Raw genomic sequence first — 16,818 nt, 5'->3', positions numbered from 1 at the left:
GCGGGCGCTCAGTGCGCGGCGGACTCCCAGTCGGGGCCGACGCCCACGGAGACGTCCAGCGGGGCCCGCAGGTCGACGGCGGCGGCCATCTCGCGGCGCACCAGCTCCTCCACCCGCTCGCGCTCTCCGGGCGCGATCTCCAGCACGATTTCGTCGTGGACCTGGAGCAGCATCCGCGACTTCAGCCCCGCCCCGCTGATCGCCTTGTCCACGCGCAGCATCGCGACCTTGACGATGTCGGCGGCGGTGCCCTGGATCGGGGCGTTCAGCGCCATCCGCTCGGCGGCCTCGCGGCGCTGGCGGTTGTCGCTGTTGAGGTCCGGAAGGTAGCGGCGGCGGCCGAGGATCGTCGCCGTGTAGCCGGTGGCGCGGGCCTCCTCGACCACGCGGCCCAGGTAGTCCCGGACCCCGCCGAAGCGCTCGAAGAAGGTCTCCATCAGGCCGCGGGCCTCGCCGGGCTCGATGTTCAGCTGCTGGGCGAGGCCGAACGCGGAGAGCCCGTACGCCAGACCGTAGGACATGGCCTTGATCTTGCGCCGCATCTCGGCGTCGACCTCGGAGCGCTCGACGCCGAACACCTGGGAGGCGACGGTGGTGTGCAGGTCCTCGCCCGACTGGAAGGCTGCGAGCAGGCCCTCGTCCTCGGAGAGGTGGGCCATGACGCGCAGCTCGATCTGGCTGTAGTCGGCGGTCATGAGCGATTCGTAGCCCTCGCCGACGACGAAGCCGCGGCGGATGGCCCGGCCCTCGTCGGTGCGCACCGGCACGTTCTGCAGGTTGGGGTCGGTGGAGGACAGCCGGCCGGTCGCGGCGACGGTCTGGCTGAAGCTGGTGTGCACCCGGCCGTCGGCGGCGATCATCTTGACCAGGCCCTCGACGGTGACGCGCAGCTTGGCCTGCTCCCGGTGGCGGAGCATGATCACGGGCAGTTCGTGGTCGGTCTGGGTGGCCAGCCAGGCGAGCGCGTCGGCGTCCGTGGTGTAGCCGGTCTTGGTCTTCTTCGTCTTCGGCAGGTCCAGCTCGCCGAAGAAGACCTCCTGGAGCTGCTTGGGCGAGCCGAGGTTGAACTCGTGGCCCACCGCCGCGTGCGCCTCCTTCACCGCCTGCTGCACGGCGCCGGCGAACTGCAGCTCCATGCCCTCCAGGTGGCTCCGGTCGACGGCGATGCCGGCCCGCTCCAGGCGGGCCAGCAGCTCGGAGGTGGGCAGCTCCATGTCGTGGAGCAGCTCGGCGGCGCCCACCTCGGCGAGCTTGACCGCGAAGGCGTCGCCGAGGTCCAGGACGGCGCGGGCCTGCGCCATCAGGGCTTCGGCCTCGGCGGTGTCGTCGGCGCCGAAGGCGAGCTGCCCGTCGGCGGCGGCGGGCGCCAGCTCGCGGTGCAGGTACTCCTGGGAGAGCACGTCCAGCGCGAAGGAGCGGCGGCCCGGCTTGACCAGGTAGGCGGCGAGGGCGGTGTCCATGGCGACCCCGGCCAGGGTCCAGCCGTGCTCGGGGAAGACCCGCATCAGGCCCTTGGCGTTGTGCACCACCTTGGGCTTGGCGGCGTCGGCCGCCCAGGCGGCGAAGGCCCGCTCGTCGGCCTCGTCCAGCGCGGACGGCTCGAACCAGGCGGCCGCGCCGCCGGCCGAGGCCAGCGCGATCTCGGAGACGGTGCCGGTGCCGAGCGCCCAGCTGTCGACGGTGGAGATCCCGAGGGGGCTGCCCGCGTGGCTCTCCAGCCACGGCGCGAGCTCGCCGGCGCCGAGCACGGAGCCGTCCAGCTCCACGGCGGCCGCGACCGGGGCCGGGGCCTCCTGATCGGCGGCGCCGGGGTCGACGGCGAGCAGCCGCTCGCGCAGGGAGGCGTTGCGGATCTCCAGTACGTCCAGGACTCCGGTGACGGCCGTCCGGTCGTAGGGGGCGCGGGCCAGGTCGGCGGGGGTCTTGGGCAGGGCGACGTCCTTGACCATCTCGGTCAGGACCCGGTTGAGCTTCACGGCGTCCAGGTGGTCGCGGAAGTTCTGCCCGGCCTTGCCCTTGACCTCCTCGGCGCGCTCGACGAGCTCCGCGAACGAACCGAACTGGGTGATCCACTTGGCGGCGGTCTTCTCGCCGACGCCCGGGATGCCGGGGAGGTTGTCGGACGGGTCGCCGCGCAGGGCCGCGAAGTCCGGGTACTGCTGGGGGGTGAGCCCGTACTTCTCCTCGACCTTCTCCGGGGTGAAGCGGGTGAGCTCGGAGACGCCCTTGGTCGGGTAGAGCACGGTGGTGTGCTCGGAGACGAGCTGGAAGGAGTCCCGGTCGCCGGTGACGATCAGCACGTCGAAGCCGAGGGCCTCGGCCTGCGTGGCGAGCGTCGCGATCACGTCGTCGGCCTCGAAGCCGTCGACCGCGAAGCGCGGCACGCTCATCGCGTCCAGGAGTTCGCCGATCAGCTCCACCTGCCCCTTGAACTCGTCGGGGGTCTTGGAGCGGTTCGCCTTGTACTCGGGGAACTCCGCCGAGCGCCACGTCTTGCGGGACACGTCGAACGCCACGGCGAAGTGCGTGGGCGCCTCGTCGCGCAGCGTGTTCGCCAGCATCGAGGCGAACCCGTAGATGGCGTTGGTCGGCTGCCCCGTCGCGGTGGTGAAGTTCTCCGCGGGCAGCGCGAAGAACGCCCGGTACGCCAGGGAGTGCCCGTCCATGAGCATCAGGCGGGGGCGGTCCGCTGCGGTCGGCTGGTCGGTCTTCTTCGATGCTGAATCTGCCACGCCCCCGATCCTAGGCCGCCGGACTGACAATTCCGGCGCCGGTGCTCACCCGGTCAGTGGACGGCCGCCCGGGTTCGCCCCCGCGCGGGCCTGGCCGCCCCCTCCCCCGGAGGCCTTCCCGTCCGACCGCCCCGGCCTCCCCGTCCGCCGCCCCGGCCTCTCCCCGGTACCGCCCCGGCAGCGCCCCACCCGCCTCCCCCGGCGCATCCGTCGCGGCACCCGCCCCCGGCGCACGCGTCCGGACTCCGGACGCTCCGTACCGCCCTCCCGGGCGCCCGGGGGCCGTGCAAGGATCGGAGATGCGGCACCGTGTGCTGCATTCGCACGCACGCTCGAAGGGGAGCGCCATGGCCACCAAGCCGCCCGCAGGGGATCCCGTACAGGACGCACCCCAGGTGACGCCCCCCAAGCACGCGGCCGCCGGCCTGCCCGCGATCGGGCACACCCTCAGGATCGCGCAGGAACAGATGGGCCTGGCCCGCACCGCCCGCACCCTCCTCAAGGTCAACCAGAAGAACGGCTTCGACTGCCCCGGCTGCGCCTGGCCCGAGGGCGACAAGCGGCACACCGCCGAGTTCTGCGAGAACGGTGCCAAGGCCGTCGCGGAGGAAGCCACCCTGCGCCGGGTCACCCCCGCGTTCTTCGCCGAGCACCCCCTGGCCGACCTCGCCGGCCGCTCCGGCTACTGGCTGGGCCAGCAGGGCCGGATCACCGAGCCCATGCTCCTGGAAAGAGGGGCCCTCGCGGAGGGCTCGGACCGGTACGAGGCCGTGAGCTGGGAGCGGGCCTTCGAGGTGATCGCGCAGGAGCTGCGCGCCCTGGACTCCCCCGATGAAGCCGTCTTCTACACCTCGGGCCGCACCAGCAACGAAGCGGCGTTCCTCTTCCAGCTGTTCGTCCGCGAGTTCGGCACCAACAACCTCCCCGACTGCTCGAACATGTGCCACGAGTCCTCGGGCTCCGCACTCAACGAGACCATCGGCATCGGCAAGGGCAGCGTCTCCCTCGAAGACCTCCACCAGGCCGACCTGATCATCGTCGCGGGACAGAACCCGGGCACCAACCACCCGCGCATGCTCTCCGCCCTGGAGAAGGCCAAGTCCGCCGGTGCGAAGATCATCTCGGTGAATCCGCTGCCCGAGGCCGGCATGGAGCGGTTCAAGAACCCGCAGACCCCCGTGGGCATGTTCAAGGGCACCGCCCTCAACGACCTGTTCCTCCAGATCCGCATCGGCGGCGACCAGGCCCTCTTCCGCCTGCTCAACAAGCTGGTCATCGAGGCGGGCGGCGCCACCGACGAGCAGTTCATCCGCGAGCACACCCACGGCTACGAGGAGTTCGCGGCCGCCGCCGAGGACACCGACTGGGACGAGACCCTCACCGCCACCGGCCTGACCCGCCCCGACATCGAGCGCGCCCTGGCCATGATCCTGGCCTCGGAGCGCACCATCGTCTGCTGGGCCATGGGCCTCACCCAGCACAAGCACTCCGTCGCCACCATCCGCGAGGTCGTCAACCTGCTGCTCCTACGCGGCAACATCGGCCGCCCCGGCGCCGGCGTCTGCCCCGTCCGCGGCCACTCCAACGTCCAGGGCGACCGCACCATGGGGATCTTCGAGCGCCCCGCGCCCGCCTTCCTCGACGCGCTCGACAAGGAATTCGGCATCACCTCGCCGCGCGAGCACGGCTTCGACGTGGTCCGCTCCATCCAGGCCCTGCGCGACGGCGAGGCCAAGGTGCTCTTCGCCATGGGCGGCAACTTCGTCGGCGCCACCCCCGACACCGAGGTCACCGAGGCCGCGATCCGCCGCGCCTCCCTGACCGTGCACGTCTCCACCAAGCTCAACCGCTCCCACGCCGTCACCGGCCGGCGCGCCCTGATCCTGCCCACCCTCGGCCGCACCGACAAGGACGTCCAGGCCAGTGGTGCCGGCACCGGCACCGGTGGCCGCACCGGTGGCCGCACCGGCAAGAAGGGCACGGCGCAGTTCGTCACCGTCGAGGACTCCATGGGCATGGTCCACTCCTCCCGCGGCAACCTCGCCCCCGCCTCCCCGCACCTGCTCTCCGAGCCCGCGATCGTGGCCCGCATGGCCCGCGCCGTCCTCGGCGAGGCCTCCCGGACCCCGTGGGAGGAGTTCGAACGGGACTACGCGGCCATCCGCGACCGGATCTCCCGCGTCGTCCCCGGCTTCGAGGACTTCAACGCCCGCGTCGCCCGCCCCGGCGGCTTCCAGCTCCCGCACGCCCCGCGCGACGAACGCCGCTTCCCCACCAAGACCGGCAAGGCGAACTTCACCGCCGCGCCCGTGGAGTACCCGCACCTCCCGCCGGGACGCCTGCTCCTGCAGACCCTGCGCAGCCACGACCAGTACAACACCACCATCTACGGCCTCGACGACCGCTACCGCGGGATCACCGGCGGCCGCCGCGTCGTCATGGTCAACCCCGAGGACGCCGCCGAACTCGGCCTCGCCGACGGCTCGTACACCGACCTCGTCGGCGAGTGGCGCGACGGCGTGGAACGGCGCGCCCCCGGCTTCCGCGTCGTCCACTACCCGACCGCCCGCGGCTGCGCCGCCGCCTACTACCCCGAGACCAACGTGCTGGTGCCCCTCGACTCCACGGCGGACATCAGCAATACCCCGGCGAGCAAGTCCGTCGTCGTGCGCTTCGAGCCGTCCTGATAGAACGACACCAGGACAAGATGGTTAACGAGCGTTGACGAACGGAGTCGGCCCATGGGCGAGCAGCAGCACGCGGTGAAGTTCCCGCAGGAGGTCCTCGACGAGTACACGGCCCTGGGCATCGACCTGCCCGCGCTGTTCTCGGCGGGCGACCTCGGCAAGCGGATGGACATCCGCATCCTCGAAGCCTCCGCGGAGCGCGTCGTCGCCACCATGCCCGTCGAGGGCAACACCCAGCCCTACGGCCTCCTCCACGGCGGGGCCTCCGCCGTCCTCGCCGAGACCCTCGGCTCGGTCGGCGCGATGATGCACGGCGGCATCACCAAGGTCGCCGTCGGCGTCGACCTGAACTGCACCCACCACCGCGGCGCCCGCTCCGGCCTGGTCACCGGCGTCGCCACCCCCGTGCACCGCGGCCGCTCCACCGCCACCTACGAGGTGGTCATCACGGACGAACAGGACCGCCGGGTCTGCACCGCCCGCCTGACCTGCCTGCTGCGCGACGTGAACCCGCAACAGGACGGCAACAACTAGCCGTTGCCCTCACCGCGGCGCCGGTCTAGCGTTCCCCGCATGGGATCCGGACCGGCGCCGCGGCGCGCCTTGGCCGCGGCGGCGACGACGGCGCTGCTGGCCGCCGCACCGCTCGGCTGCGCCGGCGGCGATCCCGCGACCCCGCCCCCCGCCACCTCCGCCCCACCGGCGCCCCAGGACATCTGCACCCGCCTGATCACCCACTGGGCGGGCGTGATCCTGGACGCGGGCGAGGGCCGCGACGCCGTCGCCCTCGACTACCAGTCCATGGGCCTGTCCGGCGGCCAGAACGACATCCTGCGCGCCGTCCTCGCCGACGCCCGCGCCGAGCGGAACACCGGCGGCCCGGCCGCCGCGCGCGAGCTCACCGCCCGGGAGGCGGAGCGCCGCTGCGCGGACCGCTACCGCTCGGGCGCCCCGACGGACGGCCCCTGGCAGTGAGCGGCGGCATCGGCCCGATCGAGCCCGGAGAGGGCACCCTGCCCCTCGACGGGAACGACGGGAACGACGGGGCCGACGGAGCTGACGGGGCCGTCGGCCCCGGCGACCCAGGCGACCCCGGCGACCCAGGCGGCTCCAAGCGCCCCGAGGGCCCGCGCCCCGGCTCCCGTACGCCCCCAGCCGCCCGGCGGGTCCGCGAGGCCTACGAGGGCCACCGGCGGGCCGTCCTGGCCCTCGGGGCGCTGACCTGCGCGTCCGCCGTCATCGCCGGCGGGGCCGCGCTGTACGCGGCCCGGCCGCGCCTCGCCCCGTATAGGCCGCCGGCGCCCTCGCAGGTGTTCTCCCTCGCCTACCTCGGCCCGGACACGGAAGGGCCCGCACAGGACCGCTCGGGCACGGCCTTCGCGTTCACCGTGCGTGTGCGCGCCGCGGCCGGTCCGGCCGTCACCCTGGAGCGGCTGACGCAGTCCTCGCGGGCGCTGACGATCGAGGTCCGGCCACCACTTCCGGCCACGCTCGCCCCGGGCGAGGCCCGTGACCTCGCAGTACGGATTCGAGTCACAAACTGCGTGCATGTGGCACGGAATTCCGGACTCCCTTTCCTCGAAGTAACCCTAAGTAATGAGTTTGAAAAAGAGGATCACAGCTACATCCCCGGTGACCGTTATGCGAGGGATCTCTCCACCGCCCTGACCAGGGCGTGTCCCGAAGATCGAGACGCGGGCACCCCTCCGCCGTCATGACCAAAAGGGCCCAGAGTCCTGGCGCGACAGTACTCAAACCGCCGGACGGTCCTCACGCGTCTCACCATGCGGACAAGACGAACCGGCCGGATTTCCCCCTTTCCACCCGCAGAGATCCGCTATGTATTACGCCGTGGCATAACAAGAGAGTCACATCATTGGCCTCAACCCTCCATAACGTCCGAAGACCCGCTTAGAGTCACGGCCAGTCACCGCGACCAGCCGGATTTCCATCAGTTCGGTTCCCCGCGTTCGACACGGTGCGTCCCACGGGGGGCGCAGTGCCAGGAAAGGACTGATCGTGCGTCAGCGTTCTCTCATTGCCGTCACCGCCGCTCTCGCCGCGGGTGCCCTCACTCTCACCGCCTGTGGCTCGCGTGACGACAAGGGCGGCGAAAGCGCCGGCGGTGGCGACACCACGGTCGTCATCGGCGTCGACGCCCCCCTCACCGGCGACCTCTCGGCCCTCGGCCTCGGCATCAAGAACTCCGCCGACCTCGCGGCCAAGACGGCCAACGAGAAGAAGTACGTCAAGGGCGTCACCTTCAAGATCCAGGCCCTCGACGACCAGGCCCAGGCCGCGTCCGGCCAGCAGAACGCCACCAAGCTCGTCGCCGACAAGGACGTGCTCGGTGTCGTCGGCCCCCTGAACTCCTCCGTCTCGGAGTCCATGCAGAAGGTCTTCGACGACGCCAAGCTCGCCCAGATCTCCCCGGCCAACACCAGCCCGTCCCTCTCGCAGGGACCGAAGTGGGCCACCGGCGAGAAGGTCCGCACCTACAAGAGCTACTTCCGCACCGCCACCACGGACGCCATCCAGGGCCCGTTCGCGGCGCAGTACCTCTTCAACAAGGCGGGCAAGAAGAAGGTCTTCCTGATCGACGACAAGAAGACCTACGGCGCGGGCCTCGCCGGCACCTTCAAGGGCGAGTTCACCAAGCTCGGCGGCCAGGTCGTCGGCGAAGGCCACATCGACCCGGAGAGCAAGGACTTCTCCGCGATCGTGACCCAGGTCAAGAGCTCCGGCGCCGACGTGGTCTACTACGGCGGCGAGTACCCGGCGGCCGGCCCGCTCAGCAAGCAGATCAAGGCCTCCGGCACCAACATCCCGCTCGTCGGCGGTGACGGCATCTACGACAAGAAGTACGTCGAGCTCGCCGGCGCCGGCGCCGCGGGCGACCTCGCCACCTCGGTCGGCGCGCCCGTCGAGAGCCTGCCCTCCGCCAAGGACTTCGTCGCCAACTACACCAAGGCCGGATACAAGGAGCCCTTCGCCGCCTACGGCGGTTACTCCTACGACTCCGCGTGGGCGATCATCGAGGCCGTCAAGGCCACCGTCGACGCCAACAACGGCAAGCTCCCCAGCGACGCCCGCGCCAAGGTCCTCGCCGCAGTCCAGGGAGTCTCCTTCGAGGGCGTGACCGGCAAGGTCTCCTTCGACGAGTTCGGTGACGCCACCAACAAGCAGCTCACCGTCTACAAGGTCGAGGGCACCGAGTGGAAGTCCGTCGAGTCGGGCACCCTCGGCGGCTGACCCACACCGGTCACCACCCCCACCCGTAGCCGGTAGTCCGCTCGAACGGCCGGCCACGGGAGCACCACCAACCTGCCGCGCGGGGCGCGCACAAAAAGCGCCCCGCGCGGAGTCACATCCGTCGAAAGACTCGGAGGACCTGCGGTGCACGAACTGCCGCAACAGCTGGTCAACGGCCTGCTACTGGGATCCATGTACGGGCTCGTCGCCATCGGCTACACGATGGTCTATGGCATCGTCCAGCTCATCAACTTCGCGCATGGCGAGATCTTCATGACCGGCGGATTCGGAGCGCTCACCGTCTGGCTGATGCTCCCCGGGGGCACCACCATGTGGATCGCCCTCCCGCTCATGATCATAGGCGCGATCATCGTCGCCACCCTGATCGCCGTCGGTGCCGAACGCTTCGCCTACCGACCCCTGCGCAACGCACCACGGCTCGCCCCGCTCATCACCGCCATCGGGCTCTCCATCGCCCTCCAGCAGGCAGTATGGGCCTGGTACCCGGGTGCGGAATCCTCGCTGATCTTCCCCGAGATCCCCGGCGGACCCTTCCACCTCGGCAGCGTCACCATCCAGACCGGTGACGTCTTCCTCCTGCTCGCCGCACCCATCTCCATGGCCTTCCTCGGATTCTTCGTCAAGAAGACCCGCACCGGCCGCGGCATGCAGGCGACCGCCCAGGACCCCGACACCGCCAAGCTCATGGGCATCAACACCGACCGCATCATCACCACCGCGTTCGCGCTCGGAGCCGTCTTCGCCGCCATCGGAGCCGTCGCCTACGGCCTCAAGTACGGCGAAGTCCAGTTCAAGATGGGCTTCCTGCTGGGCCTCAAGGCCTTCACCGCCGCCGTCCTCGGCGGCATCGGCAACATCTACGGCGCCATGGTCGGCGGCCTCGTCCTCGGCCTCGCCGAAACCCTGACCACCGTCTACGTCGCCGAAATCCCCGGCTTCGAACAGCTCGGCGGCCAGTCCTGGGGTAACACCTGGGCGTTCGTACTTCTCATCCTCGTGCTCCTCTTCCGGCCGCAAGGCCTGCTGGGCCAGCGCGTGGCGGACAGGGTGTGACATCCATGACGACCATCACCGCGGACACCGCGAAGACCAACGCCACGGCCAAGGGATTCATCCCCCTCCCCGAGAAGACGGCCCGCGCCCTCGCCACCGCCGGCGGCGCCCTCACCGTCGTCTCCGCGTTCCTCGCCTGGACCTGGACCACCGCCTACCCCGGAGACCTCACCGTCTACGGCTACCCCGGCGGCCTCCAGTGGCTCGTCCTCATCGGCGGCGCCCTCACAGCCCTCTTCGGCATCGCCTCCTACGGCACCAAGGGCCTGCGCTGGCTCACCCCCGCCGGCGCCGACGCAGCGATCAAACTCGCCGCACTCGGAGCCTTCGCCACCACCTGGTACACCGTCATCTCCATCGTGGTCGAGCTCGGCGCCGTCGTCGACCTCGAACCCGGAGCCGGCATCGCCGCCCTGGTCACCCTCCTCGCCGTCATCGGCGCCTTCGCGCTCCCCTTCGAGCGCCCCGCACTCGAAGGCCCCGACCCGGACGACACCCAGTGGGAGAAGTTCAAGCACGAAGCCGGCAACCGCTGGACGACCTTCAAGGCCGCCTTCGCCACCGGCCCCCTCCGGCCCGCCCGCGCCCTCCCGGCCTGGACCGAGATCCTCCTGATCGCAGCCGTCCTCGGCCTCGCGCTCACCGTCTTCACCTACGGCATCACCACCCCGTACCAGGAACTCTTCATCGGCTTCCTGTTCACCGCCTCATTCGGTGCCGCAGCGCTCAACAAGGCAGGCCTCCTGGCCCGCGTCACCACCCTCACCGCCCGCCACCGCAACGTCGCCCTCGTCGGCGCCTTCGCCGCCGCGGCCCTCTTCCCCCTCACCCAGACCGACGACCAGTACGCGAACCTCGGCGTCAACATCCTGATCTTCGCCACCGTCGCACTCGGCCTGAACATCGTCGTCGGCCTCACCGGCCTCCTCGACCTCGGCTACGTCGCCTTCCTCGGCGTCGGCGCCTACGCCGCGGCCCTCGTCTCCGGCTCCCCCAACTCACCCTTCGGCGTGCACATCCCCTTCTGGGGAGCCATCCTCATCGGCGCCGCGGCCTCCATGATCTTCGGCGTCCTCATCGGCGCACCCACCCTGCGCCTGCGCGGCGACTACCTCGCCATCGTGACGCTCGGCTTCGGTGAGATCTTCCGCATCTCCATGAACAACCTCGACGGGACCTCCGGCCCCGACATCACCAACGGACCCAACGGCATCGCGGGCATCCCGAACGTCAACCTCTTCGGATTCGACTTCGGCGCCTCGCACACCATCGCCGGGTTCACCATCGGCCGCTTCGCGAACTACTTCCTGCTGATGCTGCTGATCACCCTCATCGTGGTGCTCGTCTTCCGCCGCAGCGCGGAATCCCGCATCGGCCGCGCCTGGGTCGCCATCCGCGAAGACGAAACCGCCGCCGAAGCCATGGGCATCAACGGCTTCCGCGTCAAGCTCATCGCCTTCGCCCTCGGCGCCACCCTCGCCGGCCTCGCCGGCGCCGTCCAGGCACACGTCCAGTACACGGTCACCCCCGACCAGTACCAGTTCGCCAACTCCGTGCCCCCGAACTCCGCGTTCCTGCTCGCCGCGGTCGTCCTCGGCGGCATGGGCACCATCGCCGGACCCCTCGTCGGCGGATCACTCCTCTTCCTGATCCCCAACAAGCTCCAGTTCCTCGGCGAATACCAGCTCCTCGTCTTCGGCTTCGCCCTCATCGTCCTGATGCGACTGCGCCCCGAAGGCCTCATCCCCAACAAGCGCAACCAACTCGAACTCCACGAGTCCATGGAAGCGCCCACGGTCCTCGGCAAGGCAGGGGTCTGAACCCATGACGACCACCACCACCGACACGCCCGCCGCCACCACGGCGGAGACCGTCCTCGACGCACGCGGCGTCACGATGCGCTTCGGCGGCCTCACCGCCGTCAAGAACGTCGACCTCACCGTGCGCAGCGGCGAGATCGTCGGCCTCATCGGCCCCAACGGCGCCGGCAAGACCACCTTCTTCAACTGCCTCACCGGCCTCTACATCCCCACCGAGGGTGAAGTCCGGTACAAGGACAAGGTCCTGCCGCCCAAGTCGTACAAGGTCACCGCCGCCGGCGTCGCCCGTACCTTCCAGAACATCCGTCTCTTCAACAACATGACGGTCCTGGAAAACGTCCTCGTCGGACGCCACACCCGCACCAAGGTCGGCCTCTGGGCCTCCCTCCTGCGCCTCCCCAGCTTCGGCCGGGAAGAAGCGGCGAGCCGCGAGAAGGCCATGGAACTCCTCGAGTTCATCGGCCTCGCCCACAAGGCCGAACACCTCTCCCGCAACCTCCCCTACGGAGAGCAGCGCAAGCTCGAAATCGCCCGCGCGCTCGCCAGCGACCCCGGCCTCATCCTCCTGGACGAGCCCACCGCCGGCATGAACCCGCAGGAGACCCGCGCCACCGAAGAACTCATCTTCGCCATCCGGGACCAGGGCATCGCCGTACTCGTCATCGAGCACGACATGCGCTTCATCTTCAACCTCTGCGACCGCGTCGCCTGCCTCGTCCAGGGCGAAAAGCTCATCGAAGGCACCGCCGCCGAGGTCCAGGGCGACGAGCGCGTCATCGCCGCCTACCTCGGCGAACCCTTCGAAGGCGCCCCCGGCGCCGAAGAACTCGCCGAAATCGAAGCAGCCGAAGCACACAGCGAGGCCGCTACGGCCGACACGGCGACCGACGACGAGGCGACGGACAGCACGACCAGCGCGACCAGCACGGACGGAGAAGACCGGTGACCGCACTCCTGGAGGTCGAGGACCTCCGCGTCGCCTACGGCAAGATCGAAGCCGTCAAGGGCATCTCGTTCAGCGTCGACGCCGGCCAGATCGTCACCCTCATCGGCACCAACGGCGCCGGCAAGACGACGACCCTGCGCACCCTCTCGGGCCTGATCAAACCGCGCGGCGGCCAGATCAAGTTCCAGGGCAAGTCCCTCAAGAAGATCCCCGCGCACGACATCGTCGCGCTCGGACTCGCCCACTCCCCCGAGGGGCGGCACATCTTCCCGCGCATGACCATCGAGGACAACCTCCTCCTGGGCGCCTTCCTCCGCAAGGACAAGGACGGCATCCAGAAGGACGTCCAGCGCGCCTACGACCTCTTCCCGATCCTGGGAGAGCGCCGCAAGCAGGCCGCCGGCACCCTCTCGGGCGGCGAGCAGCAGATGCTCGCCATGGGCCGCGCGCTCATGTCCCGCCCGAAGCTGCTCATGCTCGACGAGCCCTCCATGGGCCTCTCGCCGATCATGATGCAGAAGATCATGGCGACCATCGCCGAGCTGAAGTCCCAGGGCACGACCATCCTCCTGGTCGAACAGAACGCCCAGGCGGCGCTCTCCCTGGCCGACCGGGGCCACGTGATGGAGATCGGCAAGGTCGTCCTGTCGGGCCCGGGCCGCGAGCTCCTGGTCAACGAGGACGTCCGCAAGGCGTACCTCGGCGAGGACTGAGCACCCTTCGTGTACGAGTGAGGCCCCCTCCGGATCCTGGATCCGGAGGGGGCCTCACTGTTTGCCGTACTGGGGCTGCTACTCGCCCTTGCCGGCGGCGGCCTTCTTCTCCTCGGCGTCCTCGATGACGGCCTCGGCGACCTGCTGCATGGACATGCGGCGGTCCATGGAGGTCTTCTGGATCCACCGGAAGGCGGCCGGCTCGGAGAGCCCGTACTGCGTCTGCAGGATGCTCTTGGCGCGGTCCACCAGCTTGCGCGTCTCCAGGCGGAGCGAGAGGTCGGCGACCTCCTTCTCCAGCGCACGGAGCTCGGCGAAGCGGGACACGGCCATCTCGATGGCGGGGACGACGTCGCTCTTGCTGAAGGGCTTCACGAGGTACGCCATGGCCCCGGCGTCCCGCGCCCGCTCCACGAGGTCGCGCTGCGAGAACGCGGTGAGCATCAGCACGGGGGCGATGGACTCCTCCGCGATCTTCTCGGCGGCGGAGATCCCGTCGAGGACGGGCATCTTCACATCAAGAATGACCAGGTCGGGACGGTGCTCCCGGGCCAGCTCGACGGCGGTCTGCCCGTCTCCGGCCTCACCAACGACGGCGTAGCCCTCTTCCTCAAGCATCTCCTTGAGGTCGAGACGGATGAGCGCCTCGTCCTCGGCGATGACGACGCGCGTCGTCAGCGGCGGAACGTGCGACTGGTCGGCGTCGGGCGTGGGCGTCGACTCGTGCTCGGCGGTCACTGCGGCTCCTCTTTGCGGGGCTGTGCTGCTTGGATGAGCCTACCTAGCAGCGGCGCAGCATGGTCACCCGGTACACTCCTGACGTGCAACCTAGCCGGGTTGGCGCAACTGGCTGACGCTGAGGTCTCAAACACCTCTGTCCGAAAGGACGTGTGGGTTCGAATCCCATACCCGGCACAGTGTTCGAAAAACGGACGTTCACTTTCGTGTGAACGTCCGCTTTTTGCTACGTACTGCCATGGCGCGTCACCCAGGGTGGCGCCATGAAGTTTCACAGCCTCGAAGTACGACAGATGGCCGTCTCCCTGCTGCGTGGCGGCACGAGAAACGCAGACGTGGCCCGCCGACTGAACGTGCCGCTCGGCACCGTCAGCTCTTGGAAGCACAAGGATCGCGCGAGGCGCGGCGAATGTCCTGGGGCCCACAATCCCAGCTGTCCACGATGCGACGGAAGCCCACTCGACCGGCACGCCTACTCGTACTTGCTCGGTCTCTATCTCGGCGACGGCCACATAAGTCACCATGCGGGTCACCGCGTTCCAAGCCTCAGGATCACCTGTGACAACAAGTGGCCCGGCCTCATGAGGTCCGCAGAACAGTCAATCCGGCGGGTGTTCCCCTTCAACCGGGTGTGCCTGGCAAGCAAGGTCGGGTGCCACGACGTCAAGGTGTACTCCAAGCACCTGGAGTGCCTGTTCCCGCAGCACGGGCCCGGCAAGAAGCACGACCGCCGCATCGTCCTGGAGGACTGGCAGCAGGCCATCGTCGACGCGCACCCGTGGGAGTTCGTCCGGGGGCTGATCCACTCCGACGGGTGCCGGGTCACCAACTGGACCGTCCGCAACGGGAAGCGCTACGAGTACCCCCGGTACTTCTTCACGAACAAGTCCGACGACATCCGCAAGCTCTGTACGGACACCCTCGTCAAGGTCGGCGTCCAGTGGACGATCCTGGCCCGGGGCAGCGACCCCTTCAACGTGTCCATCGCGCGCAAGGCCTCCGTCGCGCTGATGGACGAGCACATCGGGCCGAAGTACTAGCCCGGCAGGTCGCCGCTGCCGCCCAGGTTGGCGACCATGCGGCGCAGGCCGTCGATGGTCGCCGCGTAGGCGGCATCGTCCACACCCTCCCGCATCCGTGCGTGCACCTTCGCGTTGCGGTCGTGCGCTCGGACGCGGCCGGCTTCGCCCGCTTCGGTGAGGGTCAGCACGCCGTCCGTCTCCGTGAGCCAGCCCCGGGCCGCGAGGTCGTCGTACAGGGCGTCGAAGTCGGTGTCCTGGTCGTCGTACGCGGTGAGCTTCTCGGTGAGGTCCGCACGCTTCCAGTGGGCCGGGGCCGCGGCCACGTGGTTGAGGGTCCACCAGTGGGGCTGGGTGAGGTTCTCCTCGGCGAGAGCGGCGCGGAGGCCGCCTATGGCGAGGTTGGCGGCCTCGCGGGCCCAGTAGCCGATGGGCTGGGCCGCGAGCTGGTCCTGCGAGTACGTCTTGATCGTCGTCATGCCCGGAGGCTATGACCTCAAGTCGGCTTGAGGTCAAGCCGACTTGCTGTCTGCTCAGACCCGCCCGGCGAGGCCGTGCAGGACGGTCGCCACGTGGGCTTCCGCGTCGGCCGGGTCGAGGGGGGCGTGGGCGACGAGGAGGCGGTACCAGAACGGGCCGAAGACCAGGTCGGTGGCGTGGTCGAGGTCCGTGCCGGCGGGGAGCTCTTCGCGCGTTGCCGCCCGGGTCAGGAGGGTGACGACGACGTCGCGGCGGGTGGCGACCCAGGCGCGGAAGGGTTCGGCGAAGGCGGGGTCGAGCTGTGCTTCGGCCATGAGGCCGGTGAGGGCTTTGGTGCGGACGGGGTCGCGGCCGATGCGGTAGAGGTCGGCGACGAAGGCGGTGAGGTCGCCGGCGAGGGTGCCGGTGCCGGTGTCGGGTTCGGGGACGCGGGCTGCGGTCTCGTGGGCGTAGGCGTCCATGACGAGGGCGGGCTTGGATTTCCACCAGCGGTAGACGGTGCTCTTGGCGACGTTGGCGCGCTTGGCGACGCCTTCGATGGTGAGGGAGCCGTAGCCGTTCTCGACGAGGAGTGCGGCGGTGGCTTCGAGGACGGAGTGGTGGGCGTCTTCGTTGCGGAGGCGGCCGCCGGTGCGGGGCGGGGTGCTCGAAGAGTTGCTCGAAGGAGTGATTGACACGGCTTCACGATAGCCCTAGCGTTTTATCGAAACGCGGCGGAGCGTTTTGATTGAAGGATCGACCGACCGGTACAGGGGGCGGAGCCATGGGCAGGATCGTGATCGCGCACGGGTACGGGATGAGTGCCGGGGAGCACTGGTACACGGCGACGGGTGAGGAGTTCGCCTCGGAGGGGCATGAGGTGCGGATTCCGAACTTCCCCGAGCCGTTCGCTCCGGAGGCCGATGTGTGGCTGAAGGAGCTGGAGGCGGCGACGGACGGTGCGCCGGCCGGTGAGACGGTGCTGGTGGGGCACAGTCTGGGTGGGGTCAATGTGCTGCGGCTGCTGCAGGAGCACGACACGGAGGCCGAGGGCGCGTTCGCGGGGGTGGTGTTCGTGGCGTCGATGTCCGGCGAGGTGGGGTTTGGCGCGTTGGCGCCGTTCTTCTCGCCGGAGTTCGACTGGCAGCGGATCCGTAGGGCTGCGCGGGAGTTCCGTGTGCTGCACGCGGCGGATGACCCGGTGACCGGGGAGGCGACGGGTGAGCACGTGTCGCGGTTCGTGCGGGAGCTGGGCGCAGAGGCGCGGGTGACCGCGTCGGGCGGGCACTTCCCGAGTACGGGTGAGAGCCGCTTGGTGTTGCCCGACGCGGTGCGTCTTATACGGGAGGTGCTGTAGTCGCTGCAGTTGCCTGCGGGC

15 protein-coding genes and 1 tRNA gene are annotated in these 16,818 nt (G+C 69.8%); 12 read left to right on the top strand and 4 right to left on the bottom strand.

What is annotated here, in order from left to right; all coding sequences use genetic code 11:
- Positions 1-8: 8 nt before the first annotated feature.
- Positions 9-2,732 (bottom strand): DNA polymerase I, encoded by a 2,724-nt coding sequence (gene polA, locus ACIQV3_RS04975; protein WP_403709823.1) that lies wholly within the window; start codon positions 2,730-2,732, stop codon positions 9-11.
- Between the two features lie 347 nt (positions 2,733-3,079).
- Between polA and ACIQV3_RS04970 the strand changes: the two genes are divergently transcribed.
- The 9 genes from ACIQV3_RS04970 (at position 3,080) to ACIQV3_RS04930 (ending at position 13,224) form a co-directional block, all read left to right on the top strand.
- Positions 3,080-5,419, top strand: a complete 2,340-nt coding sequence (locus ACIQV3_RS04970; RefSeq protein WP_403709821.1) for an FdhF/YdeP family oxidoreductase — start codon at positions 3,080-3,082, stop codon at positions 5,417-5,419.
- Positions 5,420-5,473: 54 nt separating this feature from the next.
- Positions 5,474-5,953 (top strand): PaaI family thioesterase, encoded by a 480-nt coding sequence (locus ACIQV3_RS04965; protein WP_389693494.1) that lies wholly within the window; start codon positions 5,474-5,476, stop codon positions 5,951-5,953.
- Positions 5,954-5,992: 39 nt separating this feature from the next.
- A complete protein-coding gene (locus ACIQV3_RS04960; RefSeq protein WP_403709819.1) occupies positions 5,993-6,394 on the top strand; it encodes a hypothetical protein in 402 nt (133 codons plus the stop codon).
- Complete coding sequence (locus ACIQV3_RS04955) at positions 6,391-7,137, top strand: Tat pathway signal sequence domain protein (protein ID WP_403709817.1); 747 nt, start codon at positions 6,391-6,393, stop codon at positions 7,135-7,137. Before ACIQV3_RS04960 ends, ACIQV3_RS04955 begins: the two co-directional genes overlap by 4 nt.
- A gap of 301 nt (positions 7,138-7,438) precedes the next feature.
- Positions 7,439-8,671: a branched-chain amino acid ABC transporter substrate-binding protein gene (locus tag ACIQV3_RS04950; protein WP_403709815.1), complete on the top strand. Its 1,233-nt coding sequence runs from the start codon at positions 7,439-7,441 to the stop codon at positions 8,669-8,671.
- 144 nt (positions 8,672-8,815) lie between these two features.
- Complete coding sequence (locus tag ACIQV3_RS04945) at positions 8,816-9,745, top strand: branched-chain amino acid ABC transporter permease (RefSeq protein ID WP_403709813.1); 930 nt, start codon at positions 8,816-8,818, stop codon at positions 9,743-9,745.
- A gap of 5 nt (positions 9,746-9,750) precedes the next feature.
- Positions 9,751-11,565, top strand: a complete 1,815-nt coding sequence (locus ACIQV3_RS04940; RefSeq protein ID WP_403709811.1) for a branched-chain amino acid ABC transporter permease — start codon at positions 9,751-9,753, stop codon at positions 11,563-11,565.
- Positions 11,566-11,569: 4 nt separating this feature from the next.
- A complete protein-coding gene (locus tag ACIQV3_RS04935) occupies positions 11,570-12,511 on the top strand; it encodes an ABC transporter ATP-binding protein (RefSeq protein ID WP_403709809.1) in 942 nt (313 codons plus the stop codon).
- Positions 12,508-13,224, top strand: a complete 717-nt coding sequence (locus ACIQV3_RS04930; RefSeq protein WP_243338252.1) for an ABC transporter ATP-binding protein — start codon at positions 12,508-12,510, stop codon at positions 13,222-13,224. Before ACIQV3_RS04935 ends, ACIQV3_RS04930 begins: the two co-directional genes overlap by 4 nt.
- A 78-nt stretch (positions 13,225-13,302) precedes the next feature.
- Here ACIQV3_RS04930 and ACIQV3_RS04925 read toward each other — a convergent pair whose 3' ends face one another.
- Positions 13,303-13,962 carry an ANTAR domain-containing response regulator gene (locus ACIQV3_RS04925; protein WP_250744985.1) on the bottom strand — a complete coding sequence of 220 codons (660 nt, stop codon included), beginning with the start codon at positions 13,960-13,962 and terminating at the stop codon, positions 13,303-13,305.
- Between the two features lie 93 nt (positions 13,963-14,055).
- Here ACIQV3_RS04925 and ACIQV3_RS04920 point away from each other — a divergent pair.
- Positions 14,056-14,139 (top strand) — tRNA-Leu (locus ACIQV3_RS04920).
- 86 nt (positions 14,140-14,225) lie between these two features.
- Positions 14,226-15,002, top strand: a complete 777-nt coding sequence (locus ACIQV3_RS04915) for a helix-turn-helix domain-containing protein (RefSeq protein ID WP_403709806.1) — start codon at positions 14,226-14,228, stop codon at positions 15,000-15,002.
- On the opposite strand, the gene ACIQV3_RS04910 is transcribed toward ACIQV3_RS04915, so the two are convergent.
- Both ACIQV3_RS04910 and ACIQV3_RS04905 read right to left on the bottom strand, forming a co-directional pair.
- On the bottom strand, positions 14,999-15,460 hold the full coding sequence (locus tag ACIQV3_RS04910; RefSeq protein ID WP_403709804.1) for a MarR family transcriptional regulator: 462 nt from the start codon (positions 15,458-15,460) through the stop codon (positions 14,999-15,001). The two genes, ACIQV3_RS04915 and ACIQV3_RS04910, sit on opposite strands and share 4 nt — an antisense overlap.
- 54 nt (positions 15,461-15,514) lie before the next feature.
- Complete coding sequence (locus tag ACIQV3_RS04905) at positions 15,515-16,138, bottom strand: TetR/AcrR family transcriptional regulator (protein WP_403709802.1); 624 nt, start codon at positions 16,136-16,138, stop codon at positions 15,515-15,517.
- Between the two features lie 86 nt (positions 16,139-16,224).
- Between ACIQV3_RS04905 and ACIQV3_RS04900 the strand changes: the two genes are divergently transcribed.
- Entirely contained in the window at positions 16,225-16,797 is a 573-nt protein-coding gene (locus ACIQV3_RS04900) for an RBBP9/YdeN family alpha/beta hydrolase (protein ID WP_403709800.1), read from the top strand.
- Positions 16,798-16,818: the final 21 nt, after the last annotated feature.

The organism is Streptomyces sp. NPDC099050 (genome assembly GCF_044759865.1).
GTDB lineage: Bacteria > Actinomycetota > Actinomycetes > Streptomycetales > Streptomycetaceae > Streptomyces.
The sequence above is the reverse complement of the archived record's forward strand: the minus strand, read 5'-3'. Positions and strand labels throughout refer to the sequence as shown.